Here is a 16,236-nt window from a genome sequence, read left to right as displayed (position 1 = left end):
TGCATCAAACGCTACCTCGCCCGAAAAGTCTTCCGCATCCTCACCGCATCAGCGAAAAATAGAACCCTTCAAAATGCGGCTTGACAGACATAGAAGAGTCGGATGAACTCATGTGGACGCAGGAATGAGCAGCTAGGCCGGGCTGTCTTCACATTTTGGCCGCTAGCCCCTGCCGCCCCTGCCGCCTAGCCTTCTAGCCGCGAGACCTCAGATATGGCCACTAAAATCGCTTCCTGGGGGCCAAATCTGAGGACTCGAAGAGGCCACTAAAGCCTGAATCGCTTCCCATAGACACTTCAATAGACACTCAAACATGCCCGGAAGCATCTAGGGACGCTAAATGCAAAGATTCCCCGGTCGACTGACCGGGGAATCTTCTATATGGAGGGGGCGACGGGAATCGAACCCGCGTCATCAGTTTGGAAAACTGAGGCTTTACCATTAAGCTACGCCCCCATATTCTGAGGCTATTGTGGGCTTTCGCCGGAACAACTCCGTAACCCTATCAACCACTTTGCCGGTCCTGCAAATCGAGCCGCCACAAGCTCAAAAAAGCCGCGGCGCTGTTCACCGGCTAACCCTTTTGACAGTTTGGGCACCAGTACAGCTTCCGGCCCCCGAGCTCCTTCACAGCAATGGCGGTCCCGCAATGCCGGCAGGGCCGCCCTTCGCGTTTGTACACATAGTGGGCGTCCTCCACTGGGACGTGTTTGTTAGTGATGGCGCGGAGATCTGCGGGCACGCCGCGTTCTTCCAGCGCGTGACCGACGTCCAAACCCACACCGGATGCTCGGTCACTGAGTTCGGTGGTGATGATGCGTCCATCACGGACTCCATCTGCCATGATGCGGGCAATATCGTCCCACACCGCCTGTGCCTCATCGGCCCCAAGACTCTTCCCGGGCAACATCGGATCAAGGCCTAGCCGAAACAGCACTTCGGCCCGATAGACGTTCCCCACCCCTGCCAGCACTTCCTGTTTCATCAACTGCAAGGCAATGGCGGTGGAACTCTTCCGGATCCGGCGCATAAACTCCTGCGCGTCACCCGGCACTTTATTCAACGGGTCAGGCCCAAGCCGACGGCGAACAGCGTCCGACTCAGCCGGGGTGATGACCTCGCAGGCCATAGGCCCGCGAAGATCAGCCCAGCCGTGATCGGAGACCAGGCGTACTCGCACGGCACCTTTGGGCTCTGGCGGACCATAGTATTCCCCACGTCCTCCCCCGGCTCGCAAGCTCGCCGCGGGCCCCTCGGACGCGTGGGCCCAATCTTCAGTCCCACCACCGGCCGCTATTTCCCGCTCACCGATCCGCCGCGGTGCGCCAATACTGGAGGCACCAGTAAATGTGAAGTCGCCGCCAAAGTCCCACGCCCCGTACAGCCCCAGATGTACGCGCATCACTAGATCGGCAGAAAAGTACAGGAACATTTGCTTACCGTGCGCCTCGGCCCGCTCCAACACTTGGCCATTAACGAGCAACGCTCCTGCAACAAACTTTCCCTGAGGACTGGAAACAGTCAGAGCAGCACCGCCAAAGACGTCGTTGAATTGCTGCGCCAAGCGGTGAACGGAATGGCCCTCAGGCATTGCTTCTACTCACACCAAACACCAACTGATGACTCGACGCTTTAGTCGATGATCTCGTTGGTGGTTTCATACGTGGCGATCTTGCCGATACGGCGCACGTGGCGTTCGTCGCCGCTGAAGGACTCGGCCAGGAATGCTTCAATGATTTCCGTGGCCTCTTCAACGCTGTGCTGGCGGCCGCCAACTGCCACCACATTGGCGTCGTTGTGCTCACGCGCCAGCTGTGCGGTGGACAGGTTCCAGGCCAAGGCTGCACGCACGCCCTTGACCTTGTTAGCCGCGATCTGCTCGCCATTTCCCGAGCCACCCAGCACGATGCCCAGCGCATCAACGCCTGCTGCCTGGTCCGCTACCACGGCAAGGGCTGCGTTGATGCAGAAGGAGGGGTAGTCATCCTGGGCGTCGTACGTCTGCGGTCCATGGTCAACCATGTCGTAGCCCTTGGCGGCCAAGGCGGTGATGAGGTGGGCGCTGAGCTCCATGCCGGCGTGGTCGGTTGCGATGTGAACGCGCATGAGGATTCCTTAGGTTCGAGGTGATTGTGCTCCGTCAAGCCTACCTACAGCCACGCCGTTTTCTTGCCGCCGTTCTTGCCGCGGTTCCAAGCCGAGCTAGCCGACCCAGCGACCTCAACGCTGCTGCGGCGTTTTCCCCGCCCGGCGGTTGAGGATCTCCGAGAGCTCATCAGCGGCATCGAGGTGAGGGGCACCCACCACAACCTTCCCGCCGTCGTTCATTCGAAGGACGACGGCGGCACCTGAGCGGATCAAATAGGTGGCGGATCCGCTGTGCTTGCGCAGGCCCCAGCCGCCGTAATCTCCCGCCACAATGTCGAGGGACACCGCCGCGTCCACGCTGTGGCAAGGCGCCACCAAAACGGGAATAAAACCAAGAATCTTCACCATGAGCCGCTCCCGGTCAACTTCCACGGTGGCGCACAGCATCGCAATGGTGGCCAGCGCCGCCGCCGCGAGGGCGAGCAGAATCCATGGCGAGATGAGCGCCAGAAATATTCCGGGCAGAAGAGCCACCAGCAAAATCATGATGATGACGGAGCTGCGCGGATGCAGAAAATAGGCCATCCGATCTTGAGCCGCCTGAGGATCTTCTTCAGCTGTGAGCAGGGCGGCGAGGGCCTGATCATCTACCGATGTCCATTGCTCATCGGGCTTGAACGTCAGTGCCAGAACCACGCCCATCGCGGCCGCCAGGCCACTCCCCATAAGCATCACGTAGCCGTCAACTCGAACGGCGGGCAGGGCACCGTCACCAGCTTGGCCAAGAAGTGCCGCGGCGAAGAGTGTGCAGGCAGCCAGCTGACAGGCCATCGCAACGCCGAGCAAGACGCGGCGCAGCGTGCGTGGCAGCGTGGTGCGTGCCCCAAAACTGCCAAGGCCCGCCCCCACCACCAGAATGGTTGCGGTACCCATGGCAAGGAAGACGGGAATGGAGACCGGGTCGCCACCCCACGGTAGGACGGCGCCGCCGGGGAGTCTGGCAGCCAACATGAGCCCACCAGCAATAAGCCCTATCGCCAGTAGTAACGGGAAGATCAGGGCGAAACGCAGCGCACGGGCGTCGATATGCCGCTCGTGCGTGAGCTCGTCACTGCCATCGGAAGTCATGATCTTAGTTTTTCACTTTCCCGCTGTGAACATAAGCGTTGACCAAGGCAACTGCCTCGCCGGCTGTCTGGGGATCGGGCATGGAGATGACATATTTTTGGTGGAATCCACACTCCATGACCAGGGCGGGGCCGCTGCTCATAATGAAACCTATGCTCCCACCACTCATTCGGTAGCCCCATCCGCCGTAGTCCAGTGCTTTGATGTCTTCCACCGCAGCTGAACGGATTTCTTTCCACTCCAGCGGCATCAGCTTCCAGAAACCTGATGCCAGAACTTTGACACCATCGGGGCCGATGACCACGGTTCCTTGGCAGAACGCCCAGGTGATCGCTCCGACCACCACACCCAGAAGGGCCAGAACGGGGAAGATGAAATAGGTACTCACGGCCACTATGGCGCCAAGGCCCACGCTCAAAAGCCAGGCCCACTTGCTCATAGAAACCTTGACCCGCAGGGTTTCGCCCCGCTGGGCCTGCTCCGCACCAGCCAGGGCAACTGCGGAACCTTCTGCGGTAGCCAAGGTATTGACAGCCAGCACCTCAGCACTGGGAGTGCGGTCAACCTCGCCCGGCTTGTACTGCCACATCACGAGTGAACCCAACACCAGTGCCAGCCCTAATCCAGCGGCCATGACGGGCCCGTAAACTTCGGCCTGTGAAGTGTCCACGAGGTCAATGTGCCCCGCGACAATAGCCACCATCAGGGCCGCTAGACCAACGCCAAAACCCACGCCTATGCCTGCACCGATGCGGGCCAGCAGGAGGTTTTGGCCGCGCGCGAGAACAGCCAGCACAGCGATAATTCCGCCAACACCAACTGTGGTCAGGACCGTGGTGATCGCAATGCCCCACAACGAGGTCCAGTCATCCACCTCGTTCTTAGCGTTCCAGTGGATGGCAAGCTCTGCAGGCAGCCTGTCCGCCACGGTGAACATCCAGAGAGATCCGAGGCCGCTCACTACCAACAAGCCCACTATCAGCCCTAGCAACCACCGCCGATTGTAGGCCTTTTCCGCCTCGACACTGCGCACTTTCTCCCCCACGTAAAACCCCTCTTAGTGCTAAAGACTGACTAAATTCCTTGAGACCCGCCGGTGGATCCATGTGCCATCAACCCTGCCCCACAGCACCCGAGGAAGACAACTTCACGAGCTGACGCACTGAGGAGGCGTAACGTGGAAGAATCATCACCATCCTCCGGACCAACCACTGCTGTCCACGCCGGATTCATTACCCCACCATCCACGAGAACCTGAACGGAAGGCATTACCTTGCCTGGTATGAACCTCACTCGCGCCGAAGCTATTGAGCGCACAGCCACCCTGAGCGTCAAAAGCTACGACATAGACCTTGATCTGACCACCTCCGAATCCACCTTCGCCTCCACCACTACGGTGCGGTTCAGCGCGAAGGAGGGATCGTCGTCGTTCATTGATGCGGTGACAGCCGCCGTGCACCAGGTGACGCTGAACGGCGTCGAGCTGGACCCCGCCGAGGTGTCCGACGGCGTCCGCATCCAGCTGCCGAACCTCGCCGCCGAGAATGAACTGACCGTCAAAGCAGAGGCACTGTTCATGAACACCGGGGAGGGCCTGCACCGTTTTGTGGATCCGGTGGACGGGGAGGTGTACCTCTATAGCCAGTTTGAAGTGCCGGATTCGCGCCGCATGTTTGCCGTGTTTGAGCAGCCCGATCAGAAAGCTGAATTCACCTTCCACATCACCGCCCCGGCGCACTGGGACGTCATCTCCAACTCCCCCACCCCGGCACCGGAAGCTGCTGGCGAAGGCAAGTCCGTCTGGCATTTCGAGCCGACGCTGAAGATGTCCAGCTACATCACCGCCCTGATCGCCGGACCGTATGAGTGCGTGCGCTCCGAGCTCACCAGCTCCGATGGCCGCACTGTCCCGCTGGGCGTATTCGCACGGAAATCGCTCATGGAATTTATGGACGCCGAGAACGTCTTTGAGCTCACCCGTCAGGGCTTCGAGTTCTTCGAGAAGCAGTTCGGCGTGCCGTACCCGTTCCCCAAGTACGATCAGCTGTTCGTGCCTGAGTTCAACGCCGGCGCCATGGAAAACGCGGGAGCTGTGACGTTCCTAGAGAGCTATGTGTTCCGTTCCAAGGTCACCGACGCCATGGTGGAACGCCGCGCCATCACCATTTTGCACGAGCTGGCACACATGTGGTTCGGCGATCTGGTCACCATGCGCTGGTGGAATGACCTGTGGCTCAATGAGTCCTTTGCCGAGTTCATGTCCACTCTGGCCGCCGCCGAAAACACCCAGTACGTAGATGCCTGGACCACGTTCTCCTCGCTGGAGAAAAGCTGGGCGTATCGGCAAGATCAGCTTTCCTCCACGCACCCCATCAAGGCTGAGATCAACGATCTTGAGGATGTGCTGGTGAACTTTGACGGCATCACCTACGCCAAGGGTGCCTCCGTTCTGCGCCAGCTGGTGGCCTGGGTGGGCCAAGAGGAGTTCATGTCAGGGGTGCGCGCCTACTTCGCCAAACACGCCTGGGGTAACACTGAATTGCCCGATCTGATGGTGGAGTTGGAAGCTGCCAGTGGCCGCGACCTGTCCTCATGGACCGAAAAGTGGCTGGAGACGGCCGGTGTGAACACCTTCAAGCCCGTCCTTGAGGTAGCGGACGACGGCGTCATCACCTCGTTCTCGATCGCCCAGTCCGCTGTGGCCCAGCACCCAACGTTGCGCCCGCACCGTGCTGCGATCGGCTTCTATGATCTGGCTACTTCGGGCGAGGATGCTGGCAAGCTGGTCCGCACCCACCGCGTGGAGTTGGATATTGATGGGGCTTCCACCGCCGTGCCGGAACTTGTCGGGATGAAGCGCCCTGCGTTGATTCTGCTCAACGACGATGATTTGGCGTACGCAAAGATCCGTCTCGATGAGCAGTCCTTGGCCACGGCTAAGGCGCACGTGCAGGACTTCAAGGAATCATTGCCGCGCACACTGGTGTCAGCTTCAGTGTGGGATGCCGCGCGTGATGGCGAAACTCCCGCCCGTGATTACGTGGACTTCGTGCTGGCCACGATTGGTTCCGAGACTGATTCAACCGTCATCATGGTGCTGCTGCGCCAGCTGGCCACGGCCTTGAGTTTCTATGTTGCCCCCGAGCACCAGAAAGCCACTGCTATTGCCGCTGGCGATTCGCTGTGGGAATTGGCGCAGAGCGCGCAGGCCGGTTCGGATGCACAGTTGCAGTTCGTGAAGGCTTTTGCGAGCCACGCTCAGTCGCCGGCTCAGCTGGATACCGTGCAAGCGTTGCTGAATGGCGACACGCAGTTGGATGAGTTAGCGCTGGATACCGATATGCGTTGGGAGCTCCTGATCTCCCTAGCTGCCGGGGGCCGTGCCGACGCCTCTGTCATTGACGCGGCACTGGCTCTGGACAATACCCAAAATGGTCAGCTTGCGGCAGCCACCGCCCACGCAGCCATCCCCACTGCTGTTGGGAAGGCTGAGACGTGGGAGTCCGTCGTCGTCCGCGGTGAGGGTGCCAATGCTGTCCAGCGCGCGGCGATCGACGGGTTCACGAAGGTGTGGGACACCGCCGTGCTTGAGCCCTATGTGGCTAAGTATTTCGGTGCGATCCAGGAGCTGTGGGAGGCCTCCTCCTATGAAACGGCATCGACCATGATTACCGGCCTGTACCCCGTGCAGCTGGTGTCGCAGTCGACGCTGGATGCCACGGATAGTTTCCTTGACGCGCTCAGCCCGGATGTTCCGGCGCTGCGCCGTCTGCTGGTGGAAAGCCGGGACACCGTAGTGCGAGCGTTGAAGGCCCAGTCCGCCGATATCTAAACGCTTTTTCGGGTGCGTCTGCAGCTTCAAAAAAGCTGCAGACGCACCCGTTTTTGCCAATAAAAATTCCAGCCGGCACGCAGGCGCCGTCTAGGAAATGCACGTCACAACAAGTCTATGCCTACACGGTTTAGCGGAGTATCTTCAGGGCATGGGAATACATAAGCTTAAGGGAATTGCTGCCCGCACAGGCGCTGCTGCGCTTCTGTCCATCGGGATGATTGCTGGCTTTGCCGGAGCACCGGCTGTGGCCAAAACTTACTCCGCCCCAACCACTCTCAGCTACACCGTGATGGGCGATTCCTACTCCGCCGGATCCGGCGGAGGCGAAGAGGGTTACTGCGGCCAAAGCACCAACGGTTACGGCAACGTGGTAGCTGCAACGATGGGCACCCAGGTGAACAACTTGGCGTGCGCCGGGTTCACCACAGCGCAGGTTGGGACTCTGGGAGTCTCCCAGCTTTCATCTGCCACCACATTGATCACACTGACAGCCGGCGGCAACGACGTTGGTTGGACCACCGCCATCGGAGCTTGCTTGGCGCCCACCTCCACCGTAGAGATCTGTAAAGCAGCCGTGGCCAACTCGGTGAGTCTCATGCGAAACCTACCCAGATCCGTCTCCTCCATGCTGAAGGCAATCAAGGCCAAGGCTCCGGGCGCCAAGGTTCTCTATGTGGGCTACCCACGGCTCTTTGAACCGCAAAATATGGCCGCTTTGGGCTACACGCCCACGCAAATCAGTGGAGCAAAAACGCTCAACTCGGCCACCGACCTACTCAACGGCACCCTAGCCATCAGCGCCCTCTCGAACCGGACCGCGTTTGTCCCCGTGGCTTATGTGTTCAACGGCCATGGTGTTCCTTCAGCGTCGTCTTGGCTGAACTTTCCGGGAGGACCTAACCCCTACGCATTCCACCCGAATGCCATCGGGTACCAGAACGGCTACGCTGTAGCACTCAGCCCGTTCTTGCGAATGTACCGCTAAAAAGCGTACTCCTACGAGGGCAAGCGTAGCGGCTCAAACAGCCGCTACCGCTTCGCGTCATCCCCTAAACTCGCAAGTCCCCACCCGCTCCCACCACTCGCCAGCTCGCGGCGGGCCCCTCGCGGGCGTGGGCCCACGTTCGGGGGCCCCTAGGACGCTACGCTTAGCCTCATGACACTGAATCAGCATCACTACGAGATCAACGTCAATTGGACCGGGAACCGGGGATCCGGGACATCCGCTTACAAGGCTTACGGCCGCGACCACAGCGTCACGGCCGTTGGCGTGCCGGTGCTGCTCGGTTCGGCAGATAAGACCTTTCACGGCGACCGGGACCGGTGGAATCCAGAGCTGCTGCTGTTGACGGCCCTAGCGCAGTGCCACATGTTGTCGTATCTGCATGTGGCCGTCAAACATGGTGTGGTGGTCACCAAGTACGAGGACACTGCTACCGGAACACTCATCTTGAACCCTGACGGCAGTGGACAGTTTGAATCGGCCACGCTGCACCCCAAGGTTTACGTGGCCGACCCCGCCACCGAAGAGCTGGCCTTGTCCCTGCATGCCGAAGCAGCTTCCCAGTGCTTCATAGCCCGCAGTCTGAATTTTCCGGTGCATCACGAACCGGGGTTGCTGGCCCCCACCCAGGACTGAACACACCCGGGACTAAAAACCTGCCGTGTCCGCGTTAGGGTTGATAACAGGATCCATTGACAACCCTGAACGGACACAAGGTAGACCACGAGTGCAAGCGATTAATTTCTTGGGTGACACCAACAGCACCTTCCTCGACCACCTTGTCTTGGCTGGCATCACCATCCTCGTTGGCCTCGTGGTGTGGTTGGTGCTGCACTATTTCATCCGGCTCGTGGTCAAACGCGCCAGGACTAACCTTGCCCCGCTGGAACACCGCACCTTGCGCTGGGCGGCCCCCATGCTACGCAATATTGATCCCGTCATCCGCGCCTTGGAAAATGAGCGCCGCGTGCAGCGGGCGCGCACCATCGGCACCCTGTTGAACTCGGTCCTGACCATTGTGGTTGCCGTCGTAACCAGCTTCTACGTGCTGATCGCCTTCGAAATCGATATTGCACCCCTGCTGGCCAGCGTCGGCGTGGTCGGTATCGCGATTGGTTTCGGCTGCCAGCAACTCATCCGTGATTTCCTGGCCGGGATTTTCATCGCCATAGAAGACCAATACGGCATTGGTGACGTCATCCAAACCAGCGAAGTCATCGGCACAGTGGAATATGTCAGCCTGCGCATCACCCGTGTCCTGGGCGAAGACGGCACGCTCTGGTACCTGCGCAACGGCGAGATTCTGCGCCTAGGCAACCGTTCCAAGGGCAGCTACACCGCCCCCGTCTCTGAAACTCACGACGGCGCGTCCCCGAGCACTGCGGCAGGCGCGGCTCCGGCGCAAGGAAACTCACCGGCGTCGATCATTAATAGCCCCAGCGGCTCCCCCTCCTCAGGCACCGCGCCCGCCGCTTCTAGCGCCAACGAATCCACCGAATAAGCACCCGAAGAAAGAACTGAAGCGACCATGAGTTCCGAGTACACCCCCACCCCAGCCAACGGGCCGGCTACCAACGACGCCGCCGAAGAGGGCGCTACGGAGGGCACTCCAATTCCGTCCCGGTTCGGTGCGCCGCTGGCCACGATGTTGCCTATTCCCACCACCCTGGGCCGTCCTCAACCTTCCACCTCAGGGCCCGAACCAACAGGGCCTGCACCGGATGCACCGGTGGATTATTCGGACACCTTTTACGGGCAGGTAGGAGGGCACGAGACGTTCAAGAAGATCATTCACGTCTTCTACCAAGGCATCGCCGCCGACCCCCTGCTGCGTGCCATGTACCACGAGGAAGATCTGGGCCCGGCCGAGCACCGCATGTTGATGTTTATAGAACAGTACTGGGGCGGGCCGCGCACGTACTTGGAGGAGCGCGGCCACCCACGTCTGCGCATGCGCCATGTGCCGTTTGCGGTCACCCCTGAAGCGCGCGACCGCTGGCTCGCCGCCATGCGCAAGGGAGTCGACGCAGCTGAGCTCTCCCCCATGCACGAGGCCACCTTGTGGGATTATATGGAGCGGGCAGCGCATTCGCTGGTCAATGCGCCCTCGGATCCATCGCAGGCGCTGTAGCGGGAAACGACTGATCCGTTCATGAATTAGAAGTACGGCAAGCTGACAGGGTGGCACTGCGCCAGGGCCAATTTGCCGTACGTTCGGATTCTTCTCTTCCGGGGTTAGGTTTTGCCCTTATCCTTTTTGTCGTCCACGATGCCACCAAGGAGTCCGCCGATGGCCCCGCCCAGGACGCCGCCAGCAACACCGCCCAGAAGCGTGCCTAGTCCCGCACCGATCCCGGCCATGCTGCTTCCGTAGCTAACGCGGGCGATGCTGACAGTCGTTGAGCCCTCAGGGTTTACCGAGACTTCAAATGATCCCAACGCCGCCGAGGCAACCACAAGCGCCACGGGGCTAGGTTTCCTACTCGTTAACATCTTGCTGTAGAGCTCGCGGGTGGCGAAATATGCTCGCTGGGGGTCGCCCTTGGGCTCACCCGCTTCGTAGCCGAGCTTGTAAATCAGAAGAAGCATTTCGACTTCCTCATCGGTGATGACCTCTGCTGCGCTCAACCTGGCCAACACAATTTGATGCTCGGCGACAAAGTCTCCTTTGTGCTCTGTCATGACGCGACCAGCCTCGGCTCGTGCAGCGTGCATCAAGTCCGGCAATCCGACAATCAGTGATGGGTTTAGTTCCATTGCGTCCCTCCTCAGTGGGTGCAATGACAACGCTACGCCGGTTCTCAGCGCTTGTAACCACTCCTGAGGCTGGAACTTAGATCTGGGCCGGTGGACCCATTTTTCAGCTCCCGAGGCCTACAGCAGCGACGCCGGCTTGACCAAGATGTGGCCGCGGGCCGTGCTGATCCGCAGCCACCGGTGAGAGCTGTAAATGGTGCCGGTTTCGCCCGGCGCCACGAAGCCCAGCGCGTACGCTGCAAAGGCAGCGCCTCCTGGAATCTCGCCGGGAACGCCCTCCATGGGCCGTCCCCAGACGGATGCGCGGACATTATTTACCAACAAAGCTCCGGGGTTTACCGGAATGATCTGCCCAATTTCTTGCACACCGGCCTTCGCCACGGCAATCAGCTCGTCAGCAGAAACGGTGGCAATCTCTTCCCATGCGCTGCGCGGGGCGCTGATCCCTGTCCACGATTCCTGAACCGTCATGGGAGGGACCGGCAGCTTCGCGTCTCCGTCCTCCATGCGGGCCAGCCTGTCTGCCACCGAGGACAATGACACTGTCACATCAACGTCCGAGCGCGTCCCCAGAGCCATGGTGCGCAGCCCCAGAATAGTGGGGGTGCCCTCCCCCAAAAGCTTCCCCCGCATGACACAGACATACGCCGCGAGAACGTGACCGGCCCCCTGGAGGCGGATGGCGCCGTCGTCCGCGTTGCGGGCACGCGTCACAAAGGTGCGCAGATCCGCGACCGTGCTTGAGTCGCCAAGATCAAATTCCTGGGTGTGGGTGACGGTGGACATCAGCGGTTTCCTTCCGTGGTTTTCGGGACGGGGCGGGCGGCGCTGCGCTTGAACGCCACGGGATCTCCAGGCCATGCTTCTAGGGCGCTGCGCTGATCATCGGTCAGCCGGATGGGGCGCCCGGTGTCGCGGGACACCAGCACCATCGATGTTGCCGCTTGGGCGTAAATGATGGAGGTGTCGGCCTCGGAGACGGTGTAGCCGAAATCGAAGCTGGAGCCGCCCACGTTGGTGACCCAAATGTTCACGTAGACGGGGTCGGTGCGGAAGCTGATGGGTGCCAGATATTCGATTTCATTGCGCCCCACGAGGATGAATAGCTCGGTGCCAATCAAGTCTTGGAAGGTGCCGCCGCCGGGCAATGGGGCATACGTCAATTGGACCCTGGCATCCTCCAGATACTGCAAATACACCACATTGTTCACGTGGTTGTAGGAATCAATGTCGCCGAAGCGGATTTGTTGAGAAAGCTGGAAACCGGGTGCCATACCTTCATCATGTCAAAGCCGTGCTGGCGTCACCAATTGATGTTCCCCACATCACAGCTAAGCCCGCGCCCAATTCAGCGGTTTCTTCCGAGATTGCTCATTTGTCGCAGCATCACTTGGACACATAGAGTCACGTTTATGAATGTGACACCAACAGCTTCCGAAAATATGGAAACACTCCTGCGAATGTTGGATCTTTCCAACGCCAGCGGGGCACAGACCGACGAAGACGTTTTCGTTGGGCTCGGCGATGCTAATGCAGCCAGGCCGAGGCTTTTTGGCGGCCAAGTCTTGGCTCAGTCCATTGTGGCAGCGGCCCGCACGGTGGAAGAGAATCAACTGGTTCACTCAATGCACGGCTACTTCCTGCGCCCGGGAGATGCCGCATCCGCCTTGACCTTCGGCGTGCAACGCCTGCGCGACGGCCGATCCTTTGCAGCCCGCCGCACGCACGCTTACCAAGGCGGAGTGCCGATCCTGTCCATGATCGCCTCCTTCCAGCATCCCGACCATGGAATTGAGCATCAAGAAGGGATGCCGGAAGGCATTCCGGCACCAGAGATACTTCCGACGTCGGCCCAACTGCTGGGTGGAATCGACCACCCCGTGGCCCGCGCCTGGGCCAATGAACGCCCCTTCGATATCCGCCATGTTGGCCACAATATTTACTTTGACGTCCAGGGCGAGCATGTGGCCCACACCGCGGTCTGGCTAAAAACACTTGGTGCCATGCCGGCGGACCAAAACCTCCACCGCGCCGCCCTGGCCTATGCCAGCGATTACGTTCTACTGGAACCTTCGCTGCGACGTCATGGGATTAACTGGGCCACGCCGGGTATCAGCGTTGCCAGCCTGGATCACGCCATGTGGTGGCACCGTCCGGTACAGGTGGATGATTGGCTGCTCTACGTGGCTGATTCACCCAGCGCCTCGGAGGCTCGCGGTCTGAACCTGGGCCGTTTCTACACGCGCGACGGCGTTCTGGTCGCCTCAGTTGCCCAAGAAGGCATGATCCGCATTCCCGAGGGCACACCTCACGACTAACTGATCAAGATACAGAAATGGCCAGCCCCTGTGGGGACCGGCCATTTCTACTTGTTACTAGTTTCTAGTCGCGCGTTAGGCGGCGGTGGGTGACGCGGTGCGGACGTGCCGCATCGGCGCCCAAGCGCTCAACCTTGTTTTCCTCATAGGCATCGAAGTTACCCTCGAACCAGTGCCAGTTGGCCGGGTTCTCGTTGGTGCCTTCGTAAGCGAGGATGTGGGTAGCAATGCGGTCCAGGAACCAGCGATCGTGAGAGACCACCACGGCGCAGCCGGGGAATTCCAGCAGCGCGTTTTCCAGGCTGCTGAGGGTTTCTACGTCAAGGTCGTTAGTGGGCTCATCCAAAAGCAACAGGTTTCCACCCTGCTTAAGGGTCAATGCCAGGTTCAGGCGGTTACGCTCACCACCGGAGAGCACACCAGCCTTTTTCTGCTGGTCCGGGCCTTTGAAACCAAAAGCAGCAACATAGGCACGGGACGGCATTTCTACCTGACCCACCTGCATGAAGTCCAAACCGTCGGAAACAACTTCCCACAGGGTCTTCTCCGGGTCGATTCCGCCACGGCTCTGGTCCGCGTAGGAGATCTTGACGGAATCGCCGACCTTGAGGTTGCCGCCGTCGAGCTCTTCCAAACCAACAATGGTCTTGAAGAGCGTGGACTTACCAACACCGTTCGGGCCGATGACGCCAACAATGCCGTTGCGGGGAAGCGTGAAGGAGAGTCCGTCGATCAAGATGCGATCGCCGAAGCCCTTCTTCAAGTTTTCCGCTTCGAGCACGATGCCACCGAGGCGCGGGCCCGGCGGAATCTGAATCTCTTCGAAGTCCAGCTTGCGGGTGCGGTCAGCCTCAGCGGCCATCTCCTCGTAGCGAGCCAAACGAGCCTTGGACTTGGTCTGGCGACCCTTGGCGTTGGAGCGTACCCACTCGAGTTCTTCGGTGAGGCGCTTGGCCTGCTTGGCGTCCTTCTTGCCCTGGATTTCAAGTCGAGCGCGCTTCTTCTCCAGGTATGTGGAGTAGTTGCCTTCGTACGGGTACAGGTGACCGCGGTCAACTTCTGCAATCCATTCGGCCACGTGATCCAGGAAGTACCTATCGTGGGTCACGGCAAGTACGGCGCCAGCGTAGCTCTTGAGGTGCTGTTCGAGCCAGTTCACGGACTCGGCGTCCAAGTGGTTAGTGGGCTCATCGAGAAGCAGCAGGTCCGGCTTTTGCAGCAGGAGCTTGCACAAAGCTACGCGACGACGCTCACCACCGGAGAGCAGCGTGACATCGGAGTCTCCCGGTGGGCACTGGAGTGCATCCATGGCCTGTTCGAGCTGGGAGTCAATGTCCCAGGCGTCGGCAGCGTCAATAGCTTCCTGCAGTTTGCCCATCTCTTCAAGGAGGGTGTCAAAGTCAGCGTCGGGGCTGGCCATTTCCTCAGAGATCTCGTTGTAGCGCTGGATCTTGGAGTAGATCTCGCCAACGCCTTCTTGCACGTTGCCCAGAACGGTTTTTTCCTCGTTCAGCGGCGGCTCCTGGAGCAAAATGCCCACAGTGTAGCCAGGGCTCAAACGAGCCTCACCGTTGGAGGGAGTGTCCAAGCCAGCCATAATTTTCAAAATGGTGGACTTACCAGCACCGTTGGGACCCACAACGCCAATTTTGGCGCCGGGGTAGAAAGACATACTTACGTTGTCAAGAATGAGTTTTTCGCCAACAGCCTTGCGGGCATTGGACATCGTATAAATAAATTCCGCCATACCCTCAAGGTTAGTGGGTACAGGCGCATAACTCACATTCGCTACGGCCTAAGTGAGCAACACGGCAGAATGTGGCAACTTTTACGGGAGTGGCGCTTAGTGCGTGTCCCCCACAAAGCAACGTCCTGAACCCAGAACGGGAAGGATGGTGACGGCTACATTGCCGTCTCGAACCTGCCCAATCACGCATTCCTCTCCGACGAGAGTTGCTGATTCAATGGCATCCACGGCCAGCCCAGTGGGTGTGATGTCAATGGACAGCTCCACATTTTCCTTGTCGGCGCCGGCTTCAAGCACTGCAGCCATCATTTGCTCACGGTTTGGCGCTTTTGTGGTGGACGCTAGTTTCCCTAGCGAGGACTTCAGTTTGCCCGACATCGCGTCTGCAGCAGATACCGCTTCAACCGGCTTACTTTCAGGTGCCTGCGCATCAGTCTCTGCCGGGGCATTGCTGACGGTGGAAACCGGTGCTGGTGTGGGGGTGGCACCCGGCAATAGCGAACAACCGCTCAGAGCCATCGAAGCCGCCAGCAGAATCGTTAGACCTACAGCCCGGACGCCACCATGGGGTTGTACAGGCTGGTGGCGATATGTCATCTTTTCCAAAGTCACCCCGCCATTGTGCCATGTACACCTGACACTTTGGCCTACCTGCCTAGAAGGGAACTGATTCTTGGAGAATCTCACCGGTTTCCTGATCAGCAACCTCGCCGTCATGAAGACCTTCCGCAGCCTTCAGGTCGTCATCATCATCACTCTCGTCACCCCGCATGTCCTCATCGTCGTCACCGGCAGCGCGGTTCTCTGTGTTGGCAGGCTCGTCACCAGGGAACTCTCCCTCTTCGAGATCCGATTGCACGGATCCGACGACGGCGTCACCACTCGTTGAACCATTGGCTTGGGTGGAGGAGGCCATCCGGTGGTAAGTGACAGTTCCAAAGTTGAGGTCCAGACCAATGCTGTCGGCTTCAATTTCAACGCCGGTGCCAGGAGTACCATCTTTGCGAAGGTAGGAAGTCACATTAAGCTTGCCCGTCACCACGATCCGATTCCCCTTGTGAAGGCTAATCACGGTATTTGTGGCCAGCGTCCTGAAAGCAGTGACATGAAACCAGTTCGTCTTTCCGTCAACCCACTGGTGTGTGATGGGATCCTGCTGGCGAGTGTTGGAACCCATCCGGAATTTTCCGATCACTAGGCCGGCTTCCGTCGTGCTCATTGTGATGTCGGAGCAAACAAATCCCCGAAGGCTGATGTAGTTGGCCATTTCACTACCTTTCAATAGGCCGCTGCTGCGGCACTGGTTGCTTGGTATCTAGCCAACGCCGTTAGTCGGGCGCCTACCAGAGTAAAATCCCCA

General features: G+C 59.6%; 16 protein-coding genes and 1 tRNA gene. 6 read left to right on the top strand and 11 right to left on the bottom strand.

The window, feature by feature from the left end; genetic code table 11:
• Positions 1 to 382 precede the first annotated feature (382 nt).
• The 5 genes from ACX80D_RS16050 to ACX80D_RS16030 form a co-directional block, all read right to left on the bottom strand.
• Positions 383 to 456, bottom strand: a tRNA-Gly gene (locus ACX80D_RS16050).
• 118 nt (positions 457 to 574) lie between these two features.
• Positions 575 to 1,591 (bottom strand): Fpg/Nei family DNA glycosylase, encoded by a 1,017-nt coding sequence (locus tag ACX80D_RS16045; RefSeq protein WP_459323875.1) that lies wholly within the window; start codon positions 1,589 to 1,591, stop codon positions 575 to 577.
• 41 nt (positions 1,592 to 1,632) lie between these two features.
• Complete coding sequence (locus ACX80D_RS16040; RefSeq protein ID WP_459323874.1) at positions 1,633 to 2,106, bottom strand: ribose-5-phosphate isomerase; 474 nt, start codon at positions 2,104 to 2,106, stop codon at positions 1,633 to 1,635.
• 114 nt (positions 2,107 to 2,220) lie between these two features.
• Entirely contained in the window at positions 2,221 to 3,216 is a 996-nt protein-coding gene (locus tag ACX80D_RS16035) for a hypothetical protein (RefSeq protein ID WP_459323873.1), read from the bottom strand.
• A 4-nt stretch (positions 3,217 to 3,220) separates the two neighbouring features.
• A complete protein-coding gene (locus ACX80D_RS16030; RefSeq protein ID WP_459323872.1) occupies positions 3,221 to 4,261 on the bottom strand; it encodes a DUF1648 domain-containing protein in 1,041 nt (346 codons plus the stop codon).
• A 237-nt stretch (positions 4,262 to 4,498) separates the two neighbouring features.
• Between ACX80D_RS16030 and pepN the strand changes: the two genes are divergently transcribed.
• The 5 genes from pepN (at position 4,499) to ACX80D_RS16005 (ending at position 10,185) form a co-directional block, all read left to right on the top strand.
• Positions 4,499 to 7,048 carry an aminopeptidase N gene (pepN, locus tag ACX80D_RS16025; protein ID WP_459323871.1) on the top strand — a complete coding sequence of 850 codons (2,550 nt, stop codon included), beginning with the start codon at positions 4,499 to 4,501 and terminating at the stop codon, positions 7,046 to 7,048.
• 151 nt (positions 7,049 to 7,199) lie between these two features.
• A complete protein-coding gene (locus ACX80D_RS16020; RefSeq protein WP_459323870.1) occupies positions 7,200 to 8,036 on the top strand; it encodes an SGNH/GDSL hydrolase family protein in 837 nt (278 codons plus the stop codon).
• A gap of 171 nt (positions 8,037 to 8,207) precedes the next feature.
• Complete coding sequence (locus tag ACX80D_RS16015; RefSeq protein WP_459323869.1) at positions 8,208 to 8,690, top strand: OsmC family protein; 483 nt, start codon at positions 8,208 to 8,210, stop codon at positions 8,688 to 8,690.
• A 91-nt stretch (positions 8,691 to 8,781) separates the two neighbouring features.
• Positions 8,782 to 9,555 (top strand): mechanosensitive ion channel family protein, encoded by a 774-nt coding sequence (locus tag ACX80D_RS16010; RefSeq protein WP_459323868.1) that lies wholly within the window; start codon positions 8,782 to 8,784, stop codon positions 9,553 to 9,555.
• A gap of 144 nt (positions 9,556 to 9,699) precedes the next feature.
• Positions 9,700 to 10,185: a globin gene (locus ACX80D_RS16005; protein ID WP_459323876.1), complete on the top strand. Its 486-nt coding sequence runs from the start codon at positions 9,700 to 9,702 to the stop codon at positions 10,183 to 10,185.
• Between the two features lie 104 nt (positions 10,186 to 10,289).
• Here the strand turns inward: ACX80D_RS16005 and ACX80D_RS16000 are convergent, their stop codons facing one another.
• The 3 genes from ACX80D_RS16000 to ACX80D_RS15990 form a co-directional block, all read right to left on the bottom strand.
• Complete coding sequence (locus tag ACX80D_RS16000) at positions 10,290 to 10,811, bottom strand: hypothetical protein (protein WP_459323867.1); 522 nt, start codon at positions 10,809 to 10,811, stop codon at positions 10,290 to 10,292.
• A 117-nt stretch (positions 10,812 to 10,928) separates the two neighbouring features.
• On the bottom strand, positions 10,929 to 11,597 hold the full coding sequence (locus tag ACX80D_RS15995) for a hypothetical protein (protein WP_459323866.1): 669 nt from the start codon (positions 11,595 to 11,597) through the stop codon (positions 10,929 to 10,931).
• Positions 11,597 to 12,085, bottom strand: coding sequence for an acyl-CoA thioesterase (locus ACX80D_RS15990; protein WP_459323865.1), 489 nt, complete (start codon positions 12,083 to 12,085; stop codon positions 11,597 to 11,599). Before ACX80D_RS15990 ends, ACX80D_RS15995 begins: the two co-directional genes overlap by 1 nt.
• A gap of 138 nt (positions 12,086 to 12,223) precedes the next feature.
• Between ACX80D_RS15990 and ACX80D_RS15985 the strand changes: the two genes are divergently transcribed.
• Positions 12,224 to 13,129 (top strand): acyl-CoA thioesterase, encoded by a 906-nt coding sequence (locus tag ACX80D_RS15985; protein WP_459323864.1) that lies wholly within the window; start codon positions 12,224 to 12,226, stop codon positions 13,127 to 13,129.
• A 64-nt stretch (positions 13,130 to 13,193) separates the two neighbouring features.
• On the opposite strand, the gene ettA is transcribed toward ACX80D_RS15985, so the two are convergent.
• The 3 genes from ettA to ACX80D_RS15970 form a co-directional block, all read right to left on the bottom strand.
• Positions 13,194 to 14,876: an energy-dependent translational throttle protein EttA gene (ettA, locus tag ACX80D_RS15980; RefSeq protein WP_459323863.1), complete on the bottom strand. Its 1,683-nt coding sequence runs from the start codon at positions 14,874 to 14,876 to the stop codon at positions 13,194 to 13,196.
• Between the two features lie 96 nt (positions 14,877 to 14,972).
• Entirely contained in the window at positions 14,973 to 15,488 is a 516-nt protein-coding gene (locus tag ACX80D_RS15975; protein ID WP_459323862.1) for a DUF6993 domain-containing protein, read from the bottom strand.
• A 43-nt stretch (positions 15,489 to 15,531) separates the two neighbouring features.
• A complete protein-coding gene (locus tag ACX80D_RS15970) occupies positions 15,532 to 16,143 on the bottom strand; it encodes a single-stranded DNA-binding protein (RefSeq protein WP_459323861.1) in 612 nt (203 codons plus the stop codon).
• Positions 16,144 to 16,236: the final 93 nt, after the last annotated feature.

Source organism: Arthrobacter sp. Sr24 (assembly GCF_054511175.1).
The sequence above is the reverse complement of the archived record's forward strand: the minus strand, read 5'-3'. Positions and strand labels throughout refer to the sequence as shown.

Bases quoted from the DNA above. Each gene is read 5' to 3' on its own strand.
- ACX80D_RS16045 (WP_459323875.1), bottom strand. From the start codon at position 1,591: ATGCCTGAGGGCCATTCCGTTCACCGCTTGGCGCAGCAATTCAACGAC.
- ACX80D_RS16040 (WP_459323874.1), bottom strand. From the start codon at position 2,106: ATGCGCGTTCACATCGCAACCGACCACGCCGGCATGGAGCTCAGCGCC.
- ACX80D_RS16035 (WP_459323873.1), bottom strand. From the start codon at position 3,216: ATGACTTCCGATGGCAGTGACGAGCTCACGCACGAGCGGCATATCGAC.
- pepN (WP_459323871.1), top strand. From the start codon at position 4,499: ATGAACCTCACTCGCGCCGAAGCTATTGAGCGCACAGCCACCCTGAGC.
- ACX80D_RS16020 (WP_459323870.1), top strand. From the start codon at position 7,200: ATGGGAATACATAAGCTTAAGGGAATTGCTGCCCGCACAGGCGCTGCT.
- ACX80D_RS16015 (WP_459323869.1), top strand. From the start codon at position 8,208: ATGACACTGAATCAGCATCACTACGAGATCAACGTCAATTGGACCGGG.
- ACX80D_RS16005 (WP_459323876.1), top strand. From the start codon at position 9,700: ATGTTGCCTATTCCCACCACCCTGGGCCGTCCTCAACCTTCCACCTCA.
- ACX80D_RS16000 (WP_459323867.1), bottom strand. From the start codon at position 10,811: ATGGAACTAAACCCATCACTGATTGTCGGATTGCCGGACTTGATGCAC.
- ACX80D_RS15995 (WP_459323866.1), bottom strand. From the start codon at position 11,597: ATGTCCACCGTCACCCACACCCAGGAATTTGATCTTGGCGACTCAAGC.
- ACX80D_RS15990 (WP_459323865.1), bottom strand. From the start codon at position 12,085: ATGGCACCCGGTTTCCAGCTTTCTCAACAAATCCGCTTCGGCGACATT.
- ACX80D_RS15985 (WP_459323864.1), top strand. From the start codon at position 12,224: ATGAATGTGACACCAACAGCTTCCGAAAATATGGAAACACTCCTGCGA.
- ettA (WP_459323863.1), bottom strand. From the start codon at position 14,876: ATGGCGGAATTTATTTATACGATGTCCAATGCCCGCAAGGCTGTTGGC.
- ACX80D_RS15970 (WP_459323861.1), bottom strand. From the start codon at position 16,143: ATGGCCAACTACATCAGCCTTCGGGGATTTGTTTGCTCCGACATCACA.